This window comes from Limimaricola cinnabarinus LL-001 (assembly GCF_000466965.1).
Classification (GTDB): Bacteria; Pseudomonadota; Alphaproteobacteria; order Rhodobacterales; family Rhodobacteraceae; genus Limimaricola; species Limimaricola cinnabarinus.
Window position 1 is genome coordinate 1 of the sequence record NZ_BATB01000058.1, and the last position, 20,970, is coordinate 20,970.

Below are 20,970 nucleotides of genomic sequence, written 5' to 3' on the forward strand. Positions count from 1 at the left end.
CTCCGCCGCCTCGGCCATGCGGCGCGGGCGGGGATTGGGGGCCTCCGACGCTTCGGGCGGCAGGATGTCGACCCGGCCCCGGCGCGTGTCGGGCCGCGCGGGTTTGGGGCCGGGGGTGCCCCCGGTGAGGCCCCCGTTCAGACCGGCCTGGATCTCGCGCGTGGCGGCCATCGGGTCCTGAAGCCGCAGCGCGGCCATCGCGCGCCGCATCACGGCGCTCATGTCATGCGTCATCTCGTCGTCCTTTCAATGGCCGCTCGGGCCTCATGCAATACGGTCCGCCAAGGCCGCCTTGACGGCGGGCGGCGCCTGAAGCGCGCCCAGCACGGTGAGCGAGGCGATGGTCTGCCGCGCCAGTTCGGGGTCGATGTCGGAGGCGAAGCGCGCCAGCCCGACCACGCGCAGATGCAGCACCTCGCCCGCGTCGCGCAGCGCCTCGAGATCGGCGCGGGTGAAATCATGCAGGCCCAGTTCGAGCCGGTGCCGCTCGATCGAGCGGCCAAGCTCGGCCGCCTGCGCGGCGAGCTGGCTGCGGATCGCCGTCCGGATGAAATCGGTCCGATTCGAGAAGAACCCCTCCTGCACCAGCAGGTCGATCCGGCCCAGATCGACCGGGCCGAGGTTGATGGTGATCTTCTCGCTCTCGGCCATCCGCTCCTTCATGGGTTCTCTCCTTCCGTGTACCATCCATATGGATGGTGTATGGCGGGTTTCAAGGCGGGATGCAAGTCTTCATGCCGTCTTCTCCGATCCTGCCCCCTTCGGGACGGGGTGAGGCCCCCCAAAGGTCCGCTTCACCCCGCGATGCGCCTGCATCGGGGCGCGTGGCTTTGTCCGATGCCCGCTATGTGAGCCGGATGCCGCTTTAACCGGCACGAAGGCCGCGCAACCGCACCGTGCAGGGCCGCGGGGCGGTGCTTTGGCAGGTGGCGATTGGCGCCGCCGCGCGGCGGCATATCGTCGAAGCATGAGCGAGAGCAGAACATTCGATGAGATGTGGGGCCGCGACGAGGCCCTGCGCGCCCCCTATGCCGCCATCGACGGCTGGTTCCGGGGCGAGGATGCAGGGCGATTGCGCCGCAAGGCCCGCGAGGCGGAGGACCTGTTCCGCCTCACCGGCATCACCTTCAACGTCTATGGCCAGCAGGACGCGGGCGAGCGGCTGATCCCGTTCGACATCGTGCCGCGCGTCATCGCCGCGCGCGAATGGGACCGGCTGTCGCGCGGCATCGAGCAGCGGGTGCGCGCGATCAACGCGTTTCTGCACGACATCTATCACCGACAGGAGATCATCCGCGCCGGGCGGGTGCCGATCGAGGCGATCGCGCGCAACGAGGCGTTCCTGCCGCAGATGATCGGCGTCGACCCGCCGGGCGGGGTCTATACCCATATCGTCGGCACCGACCTCGTGCGCACCGGCGAGGACGAGTTCTACGTGCTCGAGGACAATGCCCGCACGCCATCGGGTGTCAGCTACATGCTCGAGAACCGCGAGACCATGCTGCACATGTTTCCCGAACTTTTCATGAAGACGCGGGTGCGGCCGGTCTCGTCCTATCCCGCGCAGCTGCACCGTTCGCTCTGCGCCTGCGCGCCCGACCATGCGGGGTCCGCGCCGGTGGTCGGCATCCTGACGCCGGGCAGCTACAACTCGGCCTATTACGAGCACAGCTTTCTCGCCGACAAGATGGGGGTCGAGCTTGTCGAAGGGCATGATCTGCGGGTGATCGACGGCCGCGTGGCGATGCGCACGACGCGTGGCTACACCCCGATCGACGTGCTGTATCGCCGGGTCGACGACGACTGGATCGACCCGATGAACTTCAACCCCGACAGCGCGCTCGGCGTTCCGGGTTTGATGGATGTCTACCGCGCCGGACGGCTGACGCTGGCCAACGCGCCCGGCACCGGCATCGCCGACGACAAGGCGATCTATTCCTACATGCCCGAGATCGTGGAATTCTATACCGGCGAGAAGGCGATCCTGAAGAACGTGCCGACATGGCGCTGTTCGGAGCCCGAGGCTCTGTCCTACGTGCTCGACAACCTTTCGGATCTCGTCGTCAAGGAGGTGCATGGCTCTGGCGGTTACGGCATGCTGATCGGCCCCACCGCCTCGAAGAAGGAGATCGCGGCCTTCCGCGCCAAGCTCAAGACCCGGCCCGGCAACTACATCGCGCAGCCGACGCTGTCGCTCTCGACCGTGCCGATCTTTACCCGCGCGGGGCTGGCGCCGCGCCATGTCGATCTGCGGCCCTTCGTGCTGGTCTCGCCCGAGGGGGTGTCGATCGCGCCGGGCGGTCTCACGCGGGTCGCGCTCAAGAAGGGATCGCTGGTGGTCAATTCGAGCCAGGGCGGCGGCACCAAGGACACATGGGTGCTTGAGGAATGACGACGCTGGGCAAGACGGCGGGCGGGCTCTACTGGATGTTTCGGAATCTGGAGCGCTCGGAGAACACCGCCCGCATGGTCGAGGTGGGCCAGCGCATCGCGCTCACACGCTCGGCCGATGACGACGAATGGGCCAGCGTGTTGCAGGCCTCGGGCACATATCAGCTATGTCGCCAAGCACGGGATGGTGACGCGCGACGACGCGATCGACTGGATGCTGCGCGACGCCGACAACCCGTCATCGGTGCTGTCGGTGGTCAAGGCGGCGCGCGACAACGCCCGAGTGGGGCGCACCGCGCTCACCCGCGAGGTCTGGGAGGCGGTGAACGAGGCGTGGATGAGCCTCGCCGCCGCGATGAAGCGCCGCGTGGCCGACCGCGACCTGCAGGACGTGCTGCGGATGATCCGGCAGCGCGCGGCCTTCGTGCGCGGCGCGATCCACGGCACGATGCTGCGCAACGACATCTATGACTTCTGCCGCTTGGGCATGTTCTGCGAGCGGGCGGATTACACCGCGCGTATCCTCGACGTGAAGTATTTCGTGCTGCTGCCCGCGGCCTCGGCGGTGGGCTCGCGGCTCGACGACATCCAGTGGGAGACGATCCTGCGATCGGTCTCGGGCGTCGGCGCCTACCAGATGCGCTTTGGCCAGCAGCTGCGCCCGCGCGAGATCGCGCAGTTCATCATCCACGATCGCGCCATGCCGCGCAGCCTCGCCTTCTGCGCCCACAAGCTGCGCGAGAACCTCGGCTATCTGGCGCAGGATTACGGCGAGAGGCTGCCTTCGCACGACATCGCCGACCAGATGAATGAAAAGTTGCTGGCCCGGCCGATCGACGCGATCTTCGAAACCGGGCTGCACGAGTTTCTCGTCGATTTCGAAGGCTGCATCGCGCATCTGAACCGGCAGATCGAAATCGATTACAGGTTCTACCTATGAACCTCTCCCGCCGTCCTTCCCCCAGCGGAGCGCCGCCATGCGCCTGAGCATCAGCCATCGCACGACCTACAGCTATGACGGACCCGTCGATTTCGGGCTGCAGCAGCTTCGGCTGACGCCCAAGTCGAGTGGCGCGCAGCGGGTGCTGTCATGGACCACCACCGTGACCGGGGGGCGGCGCGAGCTTTGCTTCGAGGATCACCACGCCAACACGGTCGAGCTTGTCTCGGTCGAGCCGGGCGCGCGCGAGATCGAGATCCTGTCGCAGGGCGAGCTGGAGATCGAGGACCGCGCGGGCGTGCACGGGGCGCATGCGGGGCACATGCCGCTGTGGCTGTTCGAGCGGCAGACGCCGCTGACCCGGCCCGGCGCGGGCTGCCGCCGCCTCGTGGCGGGTCTGACGCCCAAGATGGGGCCGCTGGAGCGGCTGCACGCGCTGTCGCGGGCGATCCGCGAGGCGGTGGACTATCGCACCGGAAGCTCGGGCGTGCGCAGCACCGCCGAGGACGCGATCGCGGCCGGATCTGGGGTGTGTCAGGACCATGCGCATGTCTTCGTGGGCTGCGCGCGCGCCATGGGCGTGCCGGCGCGATACGTCTCGGGCTACCTGATGATGGACGACCGGGTGGCGCAGGAGGCGACCCATGCCTGGGCCGAGGCGCATCTGCCCGATCTGGGCTGGGTCGGCTTCGACGTGTCGAACGCGATCTCGCCAGATGCGCGCTATGTGCGCGTGGCGACCGGGCTCGACTATGCCGAGGCCGCGCCGGTCAACGGGTTTCGCTATGGCACGGCCAACGAGGATCTGTGTGTCGCGCTCGACGTGCGGCAGGATTGAATGGAGCGATCATGACCTATTGCTGTGCCCTCAGGCTCGACCGGGGGCTGGTCTTCATGTCCGACACCCGCACCAATGCCGGCGTCGACAACATCTCGAGCTGTCGCAAGATGTTCGACTGGTCCGACGAGAACGCGGCCATCACCCTGCTGACGGCGGGCAACCTCGCCACCACGCAGGCGGTGGTGAGCATGATCGACGAGCGGCTGAAATCGCCCGCCGACCGGCACCCCTCGATCCTTGGGCAGAACTCGATGTTCGCGGTGGCGCGGATGGTGGGCGATCTGCTGCGCGACGAGATCGCGCGCGCGGGCGAGGGGCAGATGGGGGCGGATGCGGGCACCTTCGGCGCGACGCTGATCTTGGGCGGTCAGGTGCGCGGCGGCGTGCCGCGATTGTTCCTGATCTATCCCGAGGGCAATTTCATCGAAGCGGGCGACGACATGCCGTGGTTCCAGAGCGGCGAGACCAAGTATGGCCGGCCGATCCTCGTGCGGGTGTTCGACCCTGCAATGAGCTTCGACGCGGCGGTGAAGCTTCTCATGGTGAGCTATGACAGCACCATCAAGGCCAACCTTTCGGTCGGGCTGCCGCTCGATCTGCAGATCTACGAGGCCGACAGCTTCGAGACGGGCCGCACGCTCAGGATCGAGGCCGACGACGCGCAGTATCTTTCGATCTCGAATGGCTGGGGCGACGCGCTCAGGCTCGCTTTCGACGCGCTGCCCGACGTGTCGGTCTGACGCACGGGTCGCGGCGGTGGCGCGGGATGGGGGTCGCCGGGGTCCGTGGCGGATGACACTGCTTCAAATTATTTCTTAGAATTCGAGGGCCGCCGGGAGGGTATGGTTGCGGCAGGAACAGGAGACCCCGATTTGAACCGCTACCCCCGCGACATGATCGGCCATGGCGCCGAAACCCCCGACCCGCAATGGCCGGGCGGCGCGAAGATCGCGCTGCAGATCGTGCTCAACTACGAAGAGGGCGGCGAGAACAACGTGCTGCATGGCGACGCGGCCTCCGAGGCGTTCCTGTCGGAGATCGTCGGTGCGGCGCAATGGCCCGGCCAGCGGCACTGGAACATGGAATCGATCTATGAATACGGCGCGCGGGCCGGGTTCTGGCGGTTGCACCGGATGCTCGAGGATCTGCCCGTCACCGTCTATGGCGTCGCCACGGCGCTGGCGCGCAGCCCCGAACAGGTCGCGGCGATGAAGGAGGCGAACTGGGAGATCGCGTCGCACGGCCTGAAATGGATCGAATACAAGGACGCCGACGAGGCGACCGAGCGCGCCGACATGGAGGAGGCGATCCGGCTCCACACCGAGGTGGTGGGCGAGGCGCCGCGCGGCTGGTACACGGGCCGGTCGTCGGCGAACACGGTGCGTCTGGTGGCCGAGAACGGCACCTTCGCCTATGCCGCCGACGCCTATGACGACGACCTGCCGCACTGGATGCGCTTTGGCGGGCGCGACCAGCTCGTTGTGCCCTACACGCTCGACGTCAACGACATGCGTTTTGCCACGCCGCAGGGCTTCAACTCGGGCGACCAGTTCTTCGGCTATCTCAAGGACAGCTTCGACTGCCTCTACGAAGAGGGCGTCGAGGGCGCGCCCAAGATGATGTCGGTGGGGTTGCACTGCCGCCTCGTGGGGCGGCCGGGGCGGGCGCAGGCGCTCAAGCGCTTTCTCGATTACGCGCGCGGCCATGACGGCGTGTGGTTCGCCACGCGGCTGCAGATCGCCGAGCATTGGGCCGAAACGCATCCGCCCGCGCCGCGCGAGCGGCCCTCCGAGATGGGGCGCGACGCCTTTGTCAACCGCTTCGGCGGCATCTTCGAGCACTCGGCATGGATCGCCGAGCGGGCGCATGGACTGGAGCTTGGCCCCGCGCATGACACCGCGACGGGGCTGCACAACGCGCTCGCCCGCGCCTTTCGCTCGGCCAACACCGAGGAGCGGCTCGGTGTGCTGACCGCGCATCCCGACCTCGCGGGAAAGCTTGCGGCGGCGAAACGCCTGACGGCGGACTCGACCGCCGAGCAGGCCAGCGCCGGGCTCGACGCGCTCACAGATGCCGAGCGCGCGCGTTTCACCGAGCTCAACGACGCCTATGTCGCCAAGTTCGGCTTTCCCTTCATCATCGCGGTGCGCGATCACGACAAGGCGGGCATCCTGTCGGCCTTCGAGACGCGGATCGACAGCAACTGCGACACCGAGTTCCGCGAGGCCTGTCGGCAGGTCGAGCGGATCGCGCTGCACCGGCTGCGCGCGATGCTGCCTCCGGCCGGAGGCCGGGACCGGTCATGAGCGGGGAGATCCGCACCGAGCCGCTGACGCGCGAGGCCTTCGCCCCCTTCGGCGATGTGATCGAGGCGGCGGGCACGCCGGACAAGATCATCAACGAGGGGCTTTGCGGGCGGCACCACGACCTCGCGCGCTTCGATTTCGGCAGCGATGGCCGCGCCGGGATCTCGGTCTTCGACGCCAAACCGCGGGCGCTGCCCTACGAGTTCACTCTGGTCGAGCGGCATCCGGAGGGCAGTCAGGCCTTTCTCCCGCTCAGCCTGGCCTCTTTTCTGGTCATCGTGGCCCCGGACGCGGAAGGCGGGCCCGGCACCCCGCGCGCCTTCGTGACGACGCCCGGTCAGGGCGTCAATCTGCTGCGCAACACGTGGCACGGCGTTCTGACGCCGCTATCGGCGCCGGGGCTTTTCGCGGTGGTCGACCGCATCGGCCCGGGCGCCAACCTCGAAGAACACCGGTTCAAGACGCCCTGGCGCGTCACCGGCTGATCGCGGCACCCGGCGCAAAGACCGGGGTCGCACCACAACAGGGAGACCGAAATGGCCGACGCCTCCATTGGCACGCCCGCGCAGCTGCGCGACCCGAACTACACCCCGCCGATGCACAAGGCGATCCCGCTCGGGATCCAGCACGTGCTGTCGATGTTCGTCTCGAACGTCACGCCGGCGATCATCGTGGCGGGGGCGGCGGGGTTCGGCTTCGGCTCGAACTCGCCCGATTTTCCCGAGCTTTTGTACCTGATCCAGATGTCGATGCTGTTCGCGGGCGTGGCGACGCTCTTGCAGACGGTGACGCTGGGCCGCGTCGGCGCGGCGCTGCCAATCGTGCAGGGCACGAGCTTTGCCTTTTTGCCGATCATGATCCCGCTGGTGGCGGGCAAGGGCGTCGACGGGCTCGCGGCGCTCTATGGCGGCATCGTCGTGGGCGGGCTGTTCCATGCCTGCCTCGGCCTCGTGATCGGGCGCATCCGCTTCGCGCTGCCGCCGCTGGTCACCGGCCTCGTGGTGACGCTGATCGGTCTGGCGCTGGTGCAGGTCGGCATCCAATACGCCGCGGGCGGCGTTCCGGCCAAGGCGGCGGGTGCTGCGGAATACGGCTCCGCGCTCAACTGGTCGGCGGCGGGGGTGGTGATCCTCGTGACGCTGGCGCTCAAGTTCTTCGCGCGCGGCATGCTGGCGGTCTCGGCGGTGCTTTTGGGCCTGCTGGCGGGCTATGCCTATGCGATGGCGGTGGGCATCCTGACGCCCGAGGCGGTGGCGGGGTCGTGGAACAACGCGGCGGCCTTCGCGCTGCCCGACCCGTTCCGCTACGGGATCGACTTCACCGTCGCGGCGATCCTTGGTTTTTGCCTCATGGCCTTCGTCTCGGCGGTCGAAACGGTAGGCGACGTGTCGGGCATCACCAAAGGCGGGGCCGGGCGCGAGGCGACCGACCGCGAGATCGAGGGCGCGACCTATGCCGACGGTCTGGGCACGGCGCTGGCCGGGGTGTTCGGCGGACTGCCCAACACCTCCTTCAGCCAGAATGTCGGCCTGATCGCGATGACCGGGGTGATGAGCCGCCACGTCGTCACCTGCGGCGCGATCTTCCTGATCATCTGCGGGCTGGTGCCCAAGGTCGGCGGCGTGATCCGCACCGTGCCGATCGAGGTGCTGGGCGGTGGTGTCATCGTGATGTTCGGCATGGTGGTCGCGGCGGGCGTCTCGATGCTGGCGGACGTCGATTGGAACCGCCGCAACATGGTGATCTTCGCGGTCTCGCTCAGCCTCGGGCTGGGGCTGCAGCTCGAACCCGAAGCGGTGCAGTACCTGCCCGAGACGGCGCGGGTGCTGCTGACCTCTGGGCTGCTTCCGGCGGCGTTTCTCGCCATCGTGCTGAACCTGCTGCTGCCGCGGACGCTCGCTGACGAGGCGCCGACGCCCACGGCCAAGCCACGGGGCCTGCCGCTGGAGACGCCGCGCCACTGAGCCGCCGCGCCCCGGAAGCCATGACAGGCGGGCCTGCTGCGATTGTGCGGGCCCGCACGCCGCCGCCCGGGCGGCGGAACCGGGCCGACCACCGGCGGTTGTCACGACGAACGTGACTGGAACCCGCAAATGCCTCGACGCCCCGAACCAGGCCAGACCCCTGACGTCGGGGGTGGGTCAGCCATCGACCGAAGCCTCGCCGCGCGACTGGCCGAGGCTGCGTATAGCGATTTCGACGCAAGCATCGACTTGCTGCGGCAATCGGGCCTTCTGGGGGCGATGGATGGGGTCGATGCGGCCCATGCGATGCGGCGGGTCGGCGAGGCCGACCTGTCGCTGGGCCGGCTCTATGAGGGCCATGTGACGCCCGCCATCTCATCGAGACCTATGCCGAGCCCGAGCTTCTGGCCGATTGCCGCGCCGAGATGGAGGCGGGCCGGCTGTTCGGCGTCTGGGGCGCGGATGGCCTTGTCGCGGTCTCGGTCTCGGGCACGCGTTTGTCGGGGGCCAAGCGCTTCGCCTCGGGGCTGGGCCATGTCGACCGGGCTATCGTGTCGGCCAAGAGCCTGAGGGGCAGCGGCTTTTCGTCGTCGATGCGCGCGAGACGGCGCGACACGACCCGCAAGGCTGGAACATGTCCGGGATGCAGCAGAGCCGCTCGGGCGGGTTCGATTGCGACGGGCTGGCGGGGCGGCCCCTCGGCGGGCCGGAGGTCTATACACGCGAGCCGCATTTCCTTGGCGGGACATGGCGCATCGCCGCCGTGACATTGGGCGGCACCACGGGGTTGCTCGACCGCGCCGCCTCCGTGCTGCGCGCGCGGGGGCAGGAGGGGTCCGAGGCGCATCTGCTGCGGCTCGGCCCCGTCGCAGGGCGCGTGCTTGCGCCTGGCCCGCGATCCTGCGCGCGGCGCGGGCGGCCTCGGGCGAGGAGGGGGCGGCGGCACCGCAGGCGGCGGCGGTGCAGTCGCTCTCGGTGCGGCTTCTGAGCGAGGAGATCGGCCAATCCGCGATCGCGGCGGTCGAACGCTCGGTCGGGCTGTCGATGTTCGACGCGGCCGACCCGGTGGGGCGAATGGCGCGCGACCTCGCCTGCTACATGCGGCAGGCGGCGCGCGACGCGTTTTCGGCCAAGGTCGGGCGCGCGCTCCTGATGGAGGACAGGCCGCTCGGGGACTGGCTCGATGACTGATCCCTCGCGCCATGCCGGGTTCGACGACCTGTCGCAGGGCCGTGCGCCGGTCGTGCTCGCGCCGCATCCCGATGACGAGTCGCTGGGCTGCGGTCCTTGCTGGCGGCGGCGTTCGCGGGGCCGGGGGCGCGGGTCATCTGCATGACCGATGGCGGCGCCTCGCATCCGGGGTCGCGCGACTGGCCGCGCCCCAAGCTCGCCGAACTGCGCGCGGCCGAGCTCGACGCGGCGATCGCAGCACTTGGCGGCGCGGCCTCCTGCGTCACCCGGCTCGGCCTGCCCGATGGCGGCATGTTGGGCCTCGCGCCCCGCTACGACGAGATTGCGGCCCAAGTGGCGCAGACCATCCGCGCGGCGGGGGCACGAGTTTTGATCGCGCCCGCCCCGACCGACCCGCATTGCGACCACGAGGCCACCGCCGAGATCGCCCGCCGCGCCGCACGGCGCACAGGCGCGCGGCTGTTGTTCTACCCGGTCTGGTCGGGCTGCACGATCCGGGCTACCGCGCGCGGCTGCCCGAGCATGTCGAACACCGCTTCGATACCGTCCCCGCGCGCGCGGCCAAGTCCCGCGCCATCGCCGCCCATCGCAGCCAGCACGGGCAGGTGATCCGCGACGATCCCGGCGGCTTCGTGCTGCCCGAGGCCTTTCTTGCAAGCTTCACGGGCGACGAGATCTATTTCGAGGTGACGCCGTGAGCGCGGTGAGTTTCGACCATCTGGAGTGGATCTATGCTGCGGGCGACGATCCATGGTCGTTTCGCAGCAGCGATTATGAGCAGTCCAAGTTCCGCGCCACCTGCGCGGCGCTGCCCCGTCGCTACTATCGCTCGGCGCTCGAACTGGGCTGCGGCAATGGTGAGCTGGCGCGTCATGTCGCGCCGCGCTGTGCGGCCTATACCGGGATCGACGCGGTGCAGACCGCGCTCGACGCCGCCCGCCGGGCGGTGCCAAAGGGGCGCTTTCACCGGCTCTTTCTCCCGGCCCCCTTGCCCGAGGGGGATCACGACCTGCTGCTTTTGTCCGAGGTGCTCTATTTCCTCGACGCGCCGGGCCTCGCCGATCTGGCGCGGCAGATCGACGACCGCTGGCCCGCCGCCGACCTCGTCTGCGTCACGTGGCGCGGGCCGAGCGGCAACGCGCTCGAAGGCGAGGAAGCGCTCGGACTTTTTTGCGCCCGTTCGCGCCGCGTGCGCCGCGAGGTCCGCTCGACCGAACGCTACCGGATCGACGTCATGGGGGCCGCGCCATGAGGCTTCGCTGCGAAGTGTTCGAGCTGGAGGCCGTGGCACAGGCCAGCGTGGCGGTGATCATCCCCGCCCGCAACGAGGCCGAGCGGATCGGCCCCTGCCTCGACGCGCTGGCGCAGCAGGACCGTCAGGGCTGTGCCATCCATGTCTGCGTGAACAACACCGACGACGCCACGGCGGAGATCGTGCGCGACCAGGCGCGCCGGCATCGGCTGCCTCTCGTGCTGAGCGAGCTGCGCCTGCCGCGCGGCGGGGTCGGGCGCGCGCGCGTCTGGGGCATCTTTCGGCGATGCGGTTCAGCCCCGGGGCCGCATCGCTGCTGTCCACCGATGCCGACTGCCTTGCCGCGCCGGGCTGGATCGCCGCCATGCGCGCGGCGCTCGAGCGGCACCCGGCGGTGCTGGGGCGCATCGAGGGGCTCGACGATCTGGCGCCCGAGCTTCTCGACAAGGTGCGCCGTGGCGGCCGGGTCGAGGATGACTACATGCGGCTGTCGCTCGAATTCGCGCGCCTCGTCTCGCAGGGCGGCTCGGAGGCGATCGGGCTCAACACCGCGGGCGGGGCCAATCTCGGCATCCGGCGCGAAATCTACCGCGCGGTGGGCGGATTCCGCGCCATGCCCTGCCGCGAGGACCGCGACCTGATCGACCGGGTGATCGCGGCGGGGCATTTGCCCGGCCGCGTCGAAGGGGCGCTGATCCGGGCCTCGATGCGGCCCGAGGGGCGCGCTCCCGGCGGCATGGCCGACAAGATCGCCGAACGCCTCTCGGGCGGGGGCGACGGGCTCGACATGGCGCTGGCCCCAGTCGCGGCCATGCTGTCGCCCGCCTCCGGCGGGGGCGCGCTGTCGCGGGCGCAGGCGGCGCGGGATCTGCCGATCCTCGCCGCGCATGTGGAGGCCCTCAGGCGTCTGAACGGCCATGACGAGCGGCGGCGCTACCTTTCGGCGGCGGGCAACCGGGGCTGAACCGGGCGCCGGGGACCAGAGCGGCGGGCGGGCGGAACAACCAGTCGCGTGACGGGTTCAACGGCATCGCGGGCGCGGTGCCCGTTCATTCCAAGGCTGATCATGAAGACGCTGAACGACGCTTTCGAACACACCCTTCAGGACATCTACTACGCCGAGAACGCGATCGCCAAGGCGATGCCCAAGATGGCCAAAGCCGCCGGTCACGCCGAACTGCAGGACGCTCTCAAGGCGCATCTCACCGAGACCAAGCAGCAGATCAAGCTGCTCGATCAGGTGTTCGAGGCCATCGGCAAGACGCCCGAAGGCGAGAAATGCGACGCCATCGAAGGTCTCATCAAGGAGACGGAAGGCATCATCGAGGAGGCCGAGGGCGCCGCTCTCGACGCCATGCTGATCGGCGCGGCGCAGGCGATCGAGCATTACGAGATCGCGCGTTACGGCACGCTGCGCGAATGGGCGCGTCAGCTCAAGCAGGACGAGGCGCACGACCTGCTGTCGCAGATCCTCGATCAGGAAAAGGCGACCAACGCCAAGCTGACCGCACTCGCGGTGAGCGAGGTGAACGCAGCCAAGGCGCCGCGGGCGAAGGCCAAGGCCTGATCCATTTCAGGGAGGGGCCACGCGGCCCCTCTTCCTTCGAAGCGTCTATCTCTTGCGGGGGGGCATCTGGCTGTGACCCATACGTGTTCGTTGCGAAAGCGAGCTGCCACGACGCATTGAAACGTGCGCTGATACAGCCACCCACATCCTATAAGATATCTTATGTAGCCATAACGGGTGTCGTTGCGATCATAAACTCTCGACCATTCGGTTCAGATATCGCTCAATATGCGTAGGATCGCTTCGCGTCGATCTATCATTGGAATCGAATGCCAAGGGGTTCGAGCCCAGTTCGCGCTCCACGACGTCCGGAATGCCGTCATTGTCATGGTCGGGAGGGGCACGGCTGTCTCTTACGGTGATGTAGCCGCCGACTTCTTCCTGCGAATTGATGATCCGACCAGTGCGGGCCGTCACCGTTTCGACGATGCGGCTGTCTATGGCGTCAAGCTCGGGCTGACGCGCGCCCGCGCGTGCCAGCACATGCGCCTCGACATCCTCCATGGCGTGCACTTGAACACCGCTTTCCCTGAAGACGGGTTCGGCCTGGATACGATGCTGAGGTGTGGCCTCGCCGAAATTATCGGAGAGGTAGTAACGGGCTTCACTCTTCTTGCCGGCGAGCCGTATCGGGGGTTTGTCCGCCGTATCCGGCCCGTCGAGATAGACGTTTCCGAGCAAATGAATGCTACCGCTTTTTGCCTCGAACCCATTCGCCCCCCAATTGTAGACGAGGTTGTTGACGAACTCGACCTGATTGCTCTGACCCTTGATCGTCGGATTGCGATGTCGGTTATGGGCAAAGAGGTTGTCGACGATGGTGATACGCTTGATGTCGCCCCCGCCGATCAGCAGCCCCATGCTGTGATCACCTTTATCATGTCCGGCGGCGTCCAAGGCCTCTGCGATGATGTTGCGTGAAATCGTGACATCGCGCACATCGCCCCAGATCGAGAGATTCTCGTCAATAGCCCAAGTCAGCGAGTTGCTATCTATGACGACCCGGCTGACGGTCTTGTCAGGGGTGCCGATCGAGATGGCATCGCGGGATTGGGCCGAGGCACCGGGCCCGTCGCCGGGACGAATTCGCAAACCGCGCAGAATGACGTTGCTTTCGACCACTCTCAGTCGGCCGCCGGCGATCGTCACACCCGCAGGCGCGCTTTGTCCCGCGACCGTCACGTCACCTTTGATCTCGATCTGCTTGCTCAGCGTGATCACCCCACTGACGTCGAATACCACGATGCGGGGACCCTCGACCTCTTCCAGCGCCCAGCGAAGAGTGCCCTCCCCTGCATCAGCGAGGGATGTGACCTTGAGAATTTGCCCGCCGCGCCCACCGACGGTCTTCGATCCGAAGCCCTCGAGTTCCGGGAACGCGAGAGGCGTGTCACGATCAAACCCTCTGGTCCCGACCAGCAGCACGGCTGCCGTCGTCGCGATCAGCAACAGCGCGGCAAGGCCGATGAAGCGGGCATTCAGATGCATGGCGGAAGTCGGTCGGAACGGTGTAAATGGATGGGCGGGACATTGTATGGCCTACAGCGATGATCGCCGTGCCCAACCGGAGGGAGGGCACCGAAAGACCGTCCATCGTCTCTCACTGGCCGCCTTCTGCGATATCCACTAGCCGACGGCATGGGGCTCAGGCTCCTGGATGATCTCCCTGAAATATGCGATCGTTCGCGAAACGCCTTCGGTCAGATCGACCTTCGGATTCCAGTTCAAATGCTCTCTCGCGAGCCGGATGTCGGGACAGCGCTGTACCGGATCGTCGCTGGGAAGCGCGCGTCGTATGAGCTTGGAACGCGATCCGGTCAGTTCCACGATCAGATCGGCAAGTTCGAGCATCGTTGTTTCATGAGGATTGCCGAGATTGATCGGTCCGACGATCTCGGGAGCCGAGTTCATCATCCGGATCAGCCCGTCGACCAGCTCGTCAACATAGCAAAACGAGCGCGTCTGACTTCCATCGCCGAAGACGGTGATGTCCTCATCGAGAAGGGCCTGTCGAATGAAGTTCGACACCACGCGTCCGTCCTGGGGATGCATGCGCGGTCCATAGGTGTTGAAGATACGAACCACTTTGATCGGTAGTCCATTTTGCCGGTGATAGTCGAAAAACAGCGTCTCAGCGCAGCGTTTTCCCTCGTCATAGCAGGATCTTATGCCGATCGGATTCACGTTGCCCCAGTAGCCTTCGCTCTGGGGCGAGGTCAGGGCGTCACCATAGACCTCGCTGGTGGAGGCCTGCAGGATCGGGCATTTGAGGCGGGTCGCCAGTCCAAGCATGTTGATCGCGCCATGCACCGATGTCTTGGTCGTCTGTACCGGGTCATGCTGGTAATGGATCGGCGAAGCCGGACAGGCGAGATTGTAGATCTCGTCCACCTCGACATAGAGAGGGATGGTGACATCGTGCCGCATGAATTCGAAGCGGGGGTGTCCGAGAAGGTGTTCGATGTTCCTTTTCGTACCTGTGAAAAGGTTGTCCACGCACAGGACCTCGGCGCCGCTGTCGAGCAAGCGATCGCAAAGATGAGAACCGAGAAACCCGGCGCCGCCTGTAACGAGGCTGCGCTTTCTGGTGTTGTAAACCCTTGTCATGCCATGTCCTTTGCAACCCAATCACTCGAATAACCGTGCCTGACGCCGCAACCGGGCATCAGGCGAAGGCCGTGCGGCCCAACAACTCCTTCAATCGGCGTCCGTCTGCGGCATAATGATCGGCGACGGTGTCGACCATCTGGGAAGACAGGCCTACCGGTCCGATCTTTGCCGTGTTCAGGTCGTTCACCTTCTTCATGACCCCGAGGGATTCGCAGCCCAACAACCGCTTTATGGGGCGCGACACTGCCTCCCGAACGGGTTTTCCGCGGGCGATGACATACTGCACGGCGCGAGACCGTGACCGGCTCGCTTCGTTGATGCGGGGAAAATTCTGGCGCCCGTCATCCTCCAGCCCAAGGAAATCCAGCGTCTGGCGATAGACGGCACCGGTATCCGCCTGCATGTCTTCTTGAAACAGGACGAGGCATTGGTCGCGAGGAACCTGCGAAAACAATCGCTCGATCATCTCACCGAAGGCGGCGGTTCTGGTATAGATCAAGGTTTTCGGCGCTCGGCAGCCGGGTGGAATGCACTCGCCGCGCGCCCGCCTGTCGGAAAGGTTCCAGGCGCGCTCGAAATCGGGCTCATCCTCGTCGAGCGCACGAAGCAGTTGCCGGTGCAATGAAGCAAGCATTCGGACCGGATCACGAAGCATGACCACGAAACGCGCATCGGGTCGCACCCTGAGGATCGATGCGATGGCATCCTCGGAATACAGATACCAGACCGATGCTTCCAGCAAGAGACGGCCCCCGGGATCGGAAGCGAAACAGCCGCGATACCCGGCTTCATCCGTGCAGCGCCTCAGGCGGCCCAGATCCGTGGAAAAGTAATGAGGTTCCTTGGGGCGACTGATCGATACAGAAGGATGTTCGGAGAGGTATCTCGCCAGTGCCGTGGTGCCACATTTCGGAGCGCCAATGATATAATGGGCGGGCGGAAATAGCGCGCTTTCGGGCAGAGGCGTACTAACAGGAGCATGTTCGGCGGACGGCACAACTGTCACTCCTCGCGGGCAACGAAAGGCACAACCGGAAGCGAGTTTCCAGTCGTCCTACTGGCATATCACACCTTCAGATAACCGCAGATCATAGTGTTCGCGCAAGCCCCAACTTCCGATCTGTTCGAAATTCAGATTATCGCGGAAAGGACGAGCCCCCCTATCGCGCCTATCGCGGCGGCGACAAGAAACCCAATCGTTCCAATGTCGAAGCCGGTAAAAAAAAGAGATCAATACCGCATAAAATATGGCGGTAGCCGCGCAAGACAACGCAAGGACGATAAGACGCGCCAAGGGTCGGTCGGATCTGGGGGATCTGGTCATCGCCGGATCGGAGCGGCAGTTGCTGCCTGGAATGATGTGATGTTTGATGACGATGCCTCCTTGTGCATGAGAGTATGGTGTCAGATTACAGAAAACTGTGCCGAAATTTTGTTTCCAAAAGCATAACCAAGCCTCTGCGAACAAGAGATTCTCACATGAGGTGACCGAGATGCCATGTCTCTCGGGTTACATCGCGACAGGACACGTCGCTTTGGCAGGCAAAAACCGTGAGATTCTATGTGTAAACTCTGATCCCCAGCTTTTGGATCCGAGCTATGCTTCGGCGTGTGGTCGCATGAGGGCCTTCCCCGAAGTCCTAAAACAGGGCCACCTCACCCCGAGGCGCCATGGATTCGATCGCAAGCTGCACTTGTGGGGACTCCATGCGCCGACCTACGGTGCTAACCTCGACAACCAGGGCCGGGCGCGCCGGATTGCACTTTTAGCGTGTGCATATTGAGTGATGATGTCGCCCTGTAATTGCAGGCTTTAGCTTTGCTCGAAGGTGTGTCCCGATCGGTTTCCCTGAGGGTTACATTCGTTCGAGATGTATTGGCTCACATCTTGGGTATGGCACATGCCATCATAATACATGGAAAGATAATAAGAATCGCGTGTCGGAGGTGGAATACACCTAGCCATTCGGACTAGATAAAAAGAGCTTTAAAGGTTTTAGCCCAAATGAATTCATCGTCTATTCTCATCAAATGACTAAAAAATCGTTGCTCGGATTGGATGAATGTAGCAAGCTGAAGGTGGTAGGAGGTTTTACTCTCAATCTATCGGGAGGCCTGCCTTGGTGGAACCTGGACCTGTCACAACCGATTATCGGGATCACGTTTCGACATATGGGTCGGGCGCGATTTTGACGCGGATCCCTGTTGTTTTTGGTTCTGCCAGCAATCAGTGACGGTCAACCGCCCTCGTATTATCGGTTGCCCGGTTTTATCGAGGGTTTCGGAATGCTTTTTTCCAGCGCTATTCGTGATTTCAAGCCGACTTCAGCGCCCAAGGCCGCGCCTCTACCCCCCCAGCATTGTTTGAACAGCCATGATACGATGGGCCTTGCAGGCCTGAGCGGTATCGGCACCATTTCAGCACCGCGGCCCGATCTCATGCGCCCGCGGCGCAGATCGCGCCTGGCGATCGGTTTCCTGCCGCGGTCGAGGGCCATATACCGCGCCTACAACATGCTGATCGCGCTGGTTCTTCTGCTGCTGATCCTGCCGCTCGGGACGATGATTGCCCTCGCTTTGCTGATCACGCAAGGAAGGCCGATCTTCTTCCGCGGGGCGCGCATCGGCGAAGGCGGCGAAACTTTCGGCATCTTCAAATACCGCACTCTCGATAGCGCCAAGGCCGCCATTCTGACGAGCGACCGGGTCCTGCCCGCGGGGTCGGGGCTAGAGACACCGCTGGGCCTGTTCCTCCGGGAGACTCGGCTGGACGAGTTGCCGCAGCTTTTCAACGTGCTGCGCGGAGACATGAACATGTGCGGGCCTCGTCCCGTCCGGGCCGAGATTGCAGCGATCAATGCGGCCGAGATTCCAGGCTACGAGGCACGATTCAGCGTCAAGCCGGGGATGATCGGTCCCGCGCAAGCTTTCATGAGCCACGGCACGTCGAAAGCCATCCGTTCGCGGCTCAACAACAAGATCTGTCGATCGCCGGTTTCCTATCGCGGCGAGATCTACCTGATCACCATCGTCGCGGCCTGCGTGCTTGCGCGCACCGGCGCGCGCCTGCTGCGCTACGCCAGATCCCTGCGGCGTCGGTCGGAGGAGGAGCGCCTCAGGATCGGCTTGCCCGGCGGGCGCCCGGTGCAGTTCGTCGCCCCCTGCGGCACTGTGCGCGAAGTCGAGTGGATCGACGAGACCGCCCTGCGCCTGCGTGGCAAGGAAAGCCCCCTGCCCCTCAGGAAAGGACGCCTGATCCTCAACCTTCCCAACGGGCAGGCACGGGGCGTCAATGTCTCGCTTTGCGAGGCTTCCGGAAACATGCCGGAGAGTGGGCAGCTACATTCCTATCGGCCCATGAGCGCGTTTGGAGAGCATATACTCAGCCGGTACTTCTTCCAGAAGGTCGTCGTCCCGCACCGGTCAGAGTTTCTGGCGGCCCAATTCGCCCGTCTGCTCCGGGACCACAAGATGCTCCGCTCGTGAGGCGGGTCTCCCCGAGGCCCCGCTCTGGTGCGAAAGCGGCGCGCGACGCAAAGCCGGTATCTGGCCTGCAACATGGTCAGCATTCCCCTTCAGATCACGGATTGAACCAGTGAATTCCATTGCCCCCGCCCCCCCTGCGACAGGCCGTGCCCTGTTCGTTACCCGAGGCAGTTTTTCACATATCAATGCGCAGCTCGAAGCTGCGTTGCGTAGGGTCCGACCGGGGCTCGAGATCACGACCTTCGACACGATGCGGGAGATGAAGGCCGATCCTGTCGCGCAGCTGCGCTGCCTGATCGGGGTTCAGCGCGAATACGGCCTGTCGAGCTGGCGGTCGCGCGATATCGCCCGGTTCAGGCTGGCGCGATCCCGGTCCTATTACCGCGCCGTGCGCGCTGCGCTTCGCCGGCGGGTCGGCGGCCAGCGCTTTGACTTCACGCTGCAGACCCAGTCGCTCTTCAACGCGGCTTTGCCGGGATTTCCGAACTTCGTCTATACCGACCACGTTGCCCGGGCGGCCCTCGGCGGCACGCCAGAGGCTTTGGGCGAACCGAGCGAGGCGTGGTGGGCGTGTGAGCGCGAAATCTACGAAGAAGCGGCGCATGTCTTTACCTTCGGGCCAAAGATCCGCGGCATGCTGGCCAGCCAATATGGCATCGCGGGCACCAAGGCTTCCGCCATTGGGGCGGGCGCGTCGGTGGTGCCACAGCGTCCCGTAGACGTCACCACGGCGCGATACGCGGCGCGTAAGATCGTTTTCGTCGGCGTCGATTGGGAGCGTAAGGGGGGGCCGGAGCTGATCGCGGCGTTCCGCGCATTGCGGCGCCGCCTGCCGGATGCGACGCTGACAATCATTGGCTGCCAACCACAGCTTAACGAGCCGGGCGTGACCGTGCTGGGCCGGTTGCCGCTGGCGGAGGTGGAAGCACATTATCACGAGGCGTCGTGTTTTTGCATGCCATCGCGGCTTGAGCCGTTCGGCATCGTGTTCATCGAAGCGATGCAGTTCGGCCTGCCGGTCGTGGCGACGGATGTGGGCGATATCGGTGCCATCGTGGCCGAGGGGCGAACCGGTCGGACGGCACGGGCGGGGGATGTGGACGCGCTGACCGAAGCGCTGTTCGAAACCTTGCGCGATCCCGATCGCTGCCGGACCATGGGGCAAGCCGCGATCGAACGTGCGAAGCAATTCACCTGGGACGAGGTGGCGCGCCGTATTCTCGCGCATGTTCCCGGACAGCCGATCGACAGTTCTCTCGCGCTGGAGCCAAGCTGGTGAGCCGGCGCATCCTGTATATCATCGACAGCCTGAAGATCGGCGGCGCCGAGATGCTTCTCCTTGGCTTGCTCGACGCCGTCGCGGCGCGTGGCGACGAGGCCCATGTCGCCTACTTCTCTCCCGGACCGCTCGAGGAGGAGGTGCGCGTCCGGGGCGCCGGCCTGACCCGGTTGAGCCGCCGCGGCCTTCGCGATCCCCGCGCCGTGATCCGCGCGCTGCGACTGATCCGGGATTGGCGGGCAGACCTCGTGCACACGCATCTCGTGAAAAGCGATCTCGTCGGGCAGCTCGCCGCTCGGATCGGCCGCCGTCGCCGGATCATCACCCTGCACAACACCGATCCGTGGCGGCGGAACCGTAAACTGAGCCTTGCCTATCGCGCGATCACCCACGGCGCCGATGCCTGCATTGCGGTTTCGGACCGTGTGGCCGAGCATGTCGCAAAGCATGGCGGTTATCGACGCGACGGCATTGCCACCATCGTCAACGGGATCGATCTGGACCGGTTCGACCCGGACGCGGTGCAGCCTCTGGACCTCGCGCGTTACGGCGTCCTACCCGGCGATACAGTCTTTGCCGTCATCGGCAGCCTGACCGAGCAGAAGGATCACGAGACCTTTTTGAAAGCCGCCGCGCTTCACGCCAAGCGAGATCCGCGGGCGCGGTTTCTCATCGTCGGCGAGGGGCCGCTCGATACGCAGATCGCGCAGCGGGCCCGCGCACTCGGCCTTTTGAATGGGCCCGTGGTGCTTACCGGCGCGATCTTCGAGATGCCCGAGCTTCTTGCGGCCATCGATGGGCTCGTCATTTCCTCGGGCTGGGAGGGGCTGCCGATGGTCCTGCTCGAAGCCATGGCCATGCGGCGGCCCATCGTCTCGACGGCGGTCGGCGGCATTCCGGACGTGCTCTGCGACGGGGTGAACGGCCGTCTCGTTCACGCCGCCGACCCCGAGGCGCTCGCGGACGGCATGGCGCGGCTTTGCGCCGATCCCGTTCAGCCGGACGCATGGGCGGGGTGGCCGCGAAACCGTCGCCGCCCGGTTGGCGCCGATGTCATGCGCGCAAAGCTCTGCGACCTCTACGATGCCACGCTGGCGGGAACGCAATTGTCTTCGACGACCCCCGAACCGGCCATTTGAAAAA

At 65.7% G+C, this 20,970-nt stretch carries 20 protein-coding genes and 2 pseudogenes; 17 read left to right on the forward strand and 5 right to left on the reverse strand.

Annotation, left to right across the window (positions count from 1 at the left end; genetic code table 11):
* Window positions 1-234, reverse strand: a 234-nt coding sequence (locus MBELCI_RS15205; protein ID WP_045320284.1) for a hypothetical protein, incomplete at its 3' end; no start/stop codon positions are given.
* Window positions 235-264: 30 nt separating this feature from the next.
* The gene (locus MBELCI_RS15210) at window positions 265-663 is read right to left on the reverse strand and encodes a ribbon-helix-helix domain-containing protein (RefSeq protein WP_021695138.1); all 399 of its coding nucleotides are present in this window, start codon (window positions 661-663) and stop codon (window positions 265-267) included.
* A 304-nt stretch (window positions 664-967) separates the two neighbouring features.
* Here MBELCI_RS15210 and MBELCI_RS15215 point away from each other — a divergent pair, with 304 nt between their 5' ends.
* From MBELCI_RS15215 to MBELCI_RS15275, 14 genes and pseudogenes are all read left to right on the forward strand, one after another.
* Window positions 968-2,392, forward strand: coding sequence for a circularly permuted type 2 ATP-grasp protein (locus MBELCI_RS15215; protein WP_021695139.1), 1,425 nt, complete (start codon window positions 968-970; stop codon window positions 2,390-2,392).
* A pseudogene (locus MBELCI_RS15220) lies at window positions 2,389-3,331 on the forward strand (alpha-E domain-containing protein). Before MBELCI_RS15215 ends, MBELCI_RS15220 begins: the two are co-directional and overlap by 4 nt.
* A 37-nt stretch (window positions 3,332-3,368) precedes the next feature.
* The gene (locus tag MBELCI_RS15225) at window positions 3,369-4,169 is read left to right on the forward strand and encodes a transglutaminase family protein (protein ID WP_021695141.1); all 801 of its coding nucleotides are present in this window, start codon (window positions 3,369-3,371) and stop codon (window positions 4,167-4,169) included.
* Between the two features lie 11 nt (window positions 4,170-4,180).
* A complete protein-coding gene (locus MBELCI_RS15230) occupies window positions 4,181-4,912 on the forward strand; it encodes a proteasome-type protease (protein WP_021695142.1) in 732 nt (243 codons plus the stop codon).
* A gap of 132 nt (window positions 4,913-5,044) precedes the next feature.
* Window positions 5,045-6,478: an allantoinase PuuE gene (gene puuE, locus MBELCI_RS15235; RefSeq protein WP_045320286.1), complete on the forward strand. Its 1,434-nt coding sequence runs from the start codon at window positions 5,045-5,047 to the stop codon at window positions 6,476-6,478.
* Entirely contained in the window at window positions 6,475-6,963 is a 489-nt protein-coding gene (locus tag MBELCI_RS15240; RefSeq protein ID WP_021695144.1) for an ureidoglycolate lyase, read from the forward strand. Before puuE ends, MBELCI_RS15240 begins: the two co-directional genes overlap by 4 nt.
* A 51-nt stretch (window positions 6,964-7,014) precedes the next feature.
* On the forward strand, window positions 7,015-8,442 hold the full coding sequence (locus MBELCI_RS15245) for a uracil-xanthine permease family protein (RefSeq protein ID WP_021695145.1): 1,428 nt from the start codon (window positions 7,015-7,017) through the stop codon (window positions 8,440-8,442).
* A 634-nt stretch (window positions 8,443-9,076) separates the two neighbouring features.
* Window positions 9,077-9,430, forward strand: a complete 354-nt coding sequence (locus tag MBELCI_RS21935; RefSeq protein WP_235047663.1) for a hypothetical protein — start codon at window positions 9,077-9,079, stop codon at window positions 9,428-9,430.
* The gene (locus tag MBELCI_RS21940) at window positions 9,403-9,633 is read left to right on the forward strand and encodes a hypothetical protein (RefSeq protein ID WP_021695147.1); all 231 of its coding nucleotides are present in this window, start codon (window positions 9,403-9,405) and stop codon (window positions 9,631-9,633) included. The genes MBELCI_RS21935 and MBELCI_RS21940 overlap by 28 nt, the downstream gene beginning before the upstream one ends.
* Before the next feature lie 141 nt (window positions 9,634-9,774).
* Window positions 9,775-10,242: a PIG-L deacetylase family protein gene (locus MBELCI_RS15255; RefSeq protein ID WP_235047664.1), complete on the forward strand. Its 468-nt coding sequence runs from the start codon at window positions 9,775-9,777 to the stop codon at window positions 10,240-10,242.
* Window positions 10,243-10,327: 85 nt separating this feature from the next.
* Complete coding sequence (locus MBELCI_RS15260; RefSeq protein WP_021695149.1) at window positions 10,328-10,885, forward strand: class I SAM-dependent methyltransferase; 558 nt, start codon at window positions 10,328-10,330, stop codon at window positions 10,883-10,885.
* Window positions 10,882-11,151, forward strand: a pseudogene (locus tag MBELCI_RS22735) (glycosyltransferase family 2 protein); the annotation flags it as partial. The gene MBELCI_RS15260 and the pseudogene MBELCI_RS22735, both read left to right, overlap by 4 nt.
* 20 nt (window positions 11,152-11,171) lie before the next feature.
* On the forward strand, window positions 11,172-11,849 hold the full coding sequence (locus tag MBELCI_RS21945; RefSeq protein ID WP_021695150.1) for a glycosyltransferase family protein: 678 nt from the start codon (window positions 11,172-11,174) through the stop codon (window positions 11,847-11,849).
* A 102-nt stretch (window positions 11,850-11,951) separates the two neighbouring features.
* The gene (locus MBELCI_RS15275; protein ID WP_021695151.1) at window positions 11,952-12,452 is read left to right on the forward strand and encodes a YciE/YciF ferroxidase family protein; all 501 of its coding nucleotides are present in this window, start codon (window positions 11,952-11,954) and stop codon (window positions 12,450-12,452) included.
* Window positions 12,453-12,641: 189 nt separating this feature from the next.
* On the opposite strand, the gene MBELCI_RS15280 is transcribed toward MBELCI_RS15275, so the two are convergent.
* The 3 genes from MBELCI_RS15280 to MBELCI_RS19525 form a co-directional block, all read right to left on the reverse strand.
* Window positions 12,642-13,940, reverse strand: coding sequence for a pectate lyase family protein (locus MBELCI_RS15280; RefSeq protein ID WP_021695152.1), 1,299 nt, complete (start codon window positions 13,938-13,940; stop codon window positions 12,642-12,644).
* 138 nt (window positions 13,941-14,078) lie between these two features.
* Window positions 14,079-15,059, reverse strand: a complete 981-nt coding sequence (locus MBELCI_RS15285; protein WP_021695153.1) for a UDP-glucuronic acid decarboxylase family protein — start codon at window positions 15,057-15,059, stop codon at window positions 14,079-14,081.
* 58 nt (window positions 15,060-15,117) lie between these two features.
* Window positions 15,118-16,068 (reverse strand): sulfotransferase family protein, encoded by a 951-nt coding sequence (locus tag MBELCI_RS19525; protein ID WP_081698620.1) that lies wholly within the window; start codon window positions 16,066-16,068, stop codon window positions 15,118-15,120.
* A gap of 1,199 nt (window positions 16,069-17,267) precedes the next feature.
* On the opposite strand from MBELCI_RS19525, the gene MBELCI_RS15295 reads away from it, so the two are divergent.
* The 3 genes from MBELCI_RS15295 (at window position 17,268) to MBELCI_RS15305 (ending at window position 20,966) form a co-directional block, all read left to right on the forward strand.
* Window positions 17,268-18,548, forward strand: a complete 1,281-nt coding sequence (locus MBELCI_RS15295) for a sugar transferase (RefSeq protein ID WP_131505566.1) — start codon at window positions 17,268-17,270, stop codon at window positions 18,546-18,548.
* A 259-nt stretch (window positions 18,549-18,807) separates the two neighbouring features.
* Window positions 18,808-19,827, forward strand: coding sequence for a glycosyltransferase family 4 protein (locus MBELCI_RS15300; RefSeq protein ID WP_021695157.1), 1,020 nt, complete (start codon window positions 18,808-18,810; stop codon window positions 19,825-19,827).
* Window positions 19,824-20,966: a glycosyltransferase gene (locus MBELCI_RS15305; protein WP_021695158.1), complete on the forward strand. Its 1,143-nt coding sequence runs from the start codon at window positions 19,824-19,826 to the stop codon at window positions 20,964-20,966. The genes MBELCI_RS15300 and MBELCI_RS15305 overlap by 4 nt, the downstream gene beginning before the upstream one ends.
* Window positions 20,967-20,970: the final 4 nt, after the last annotated feature.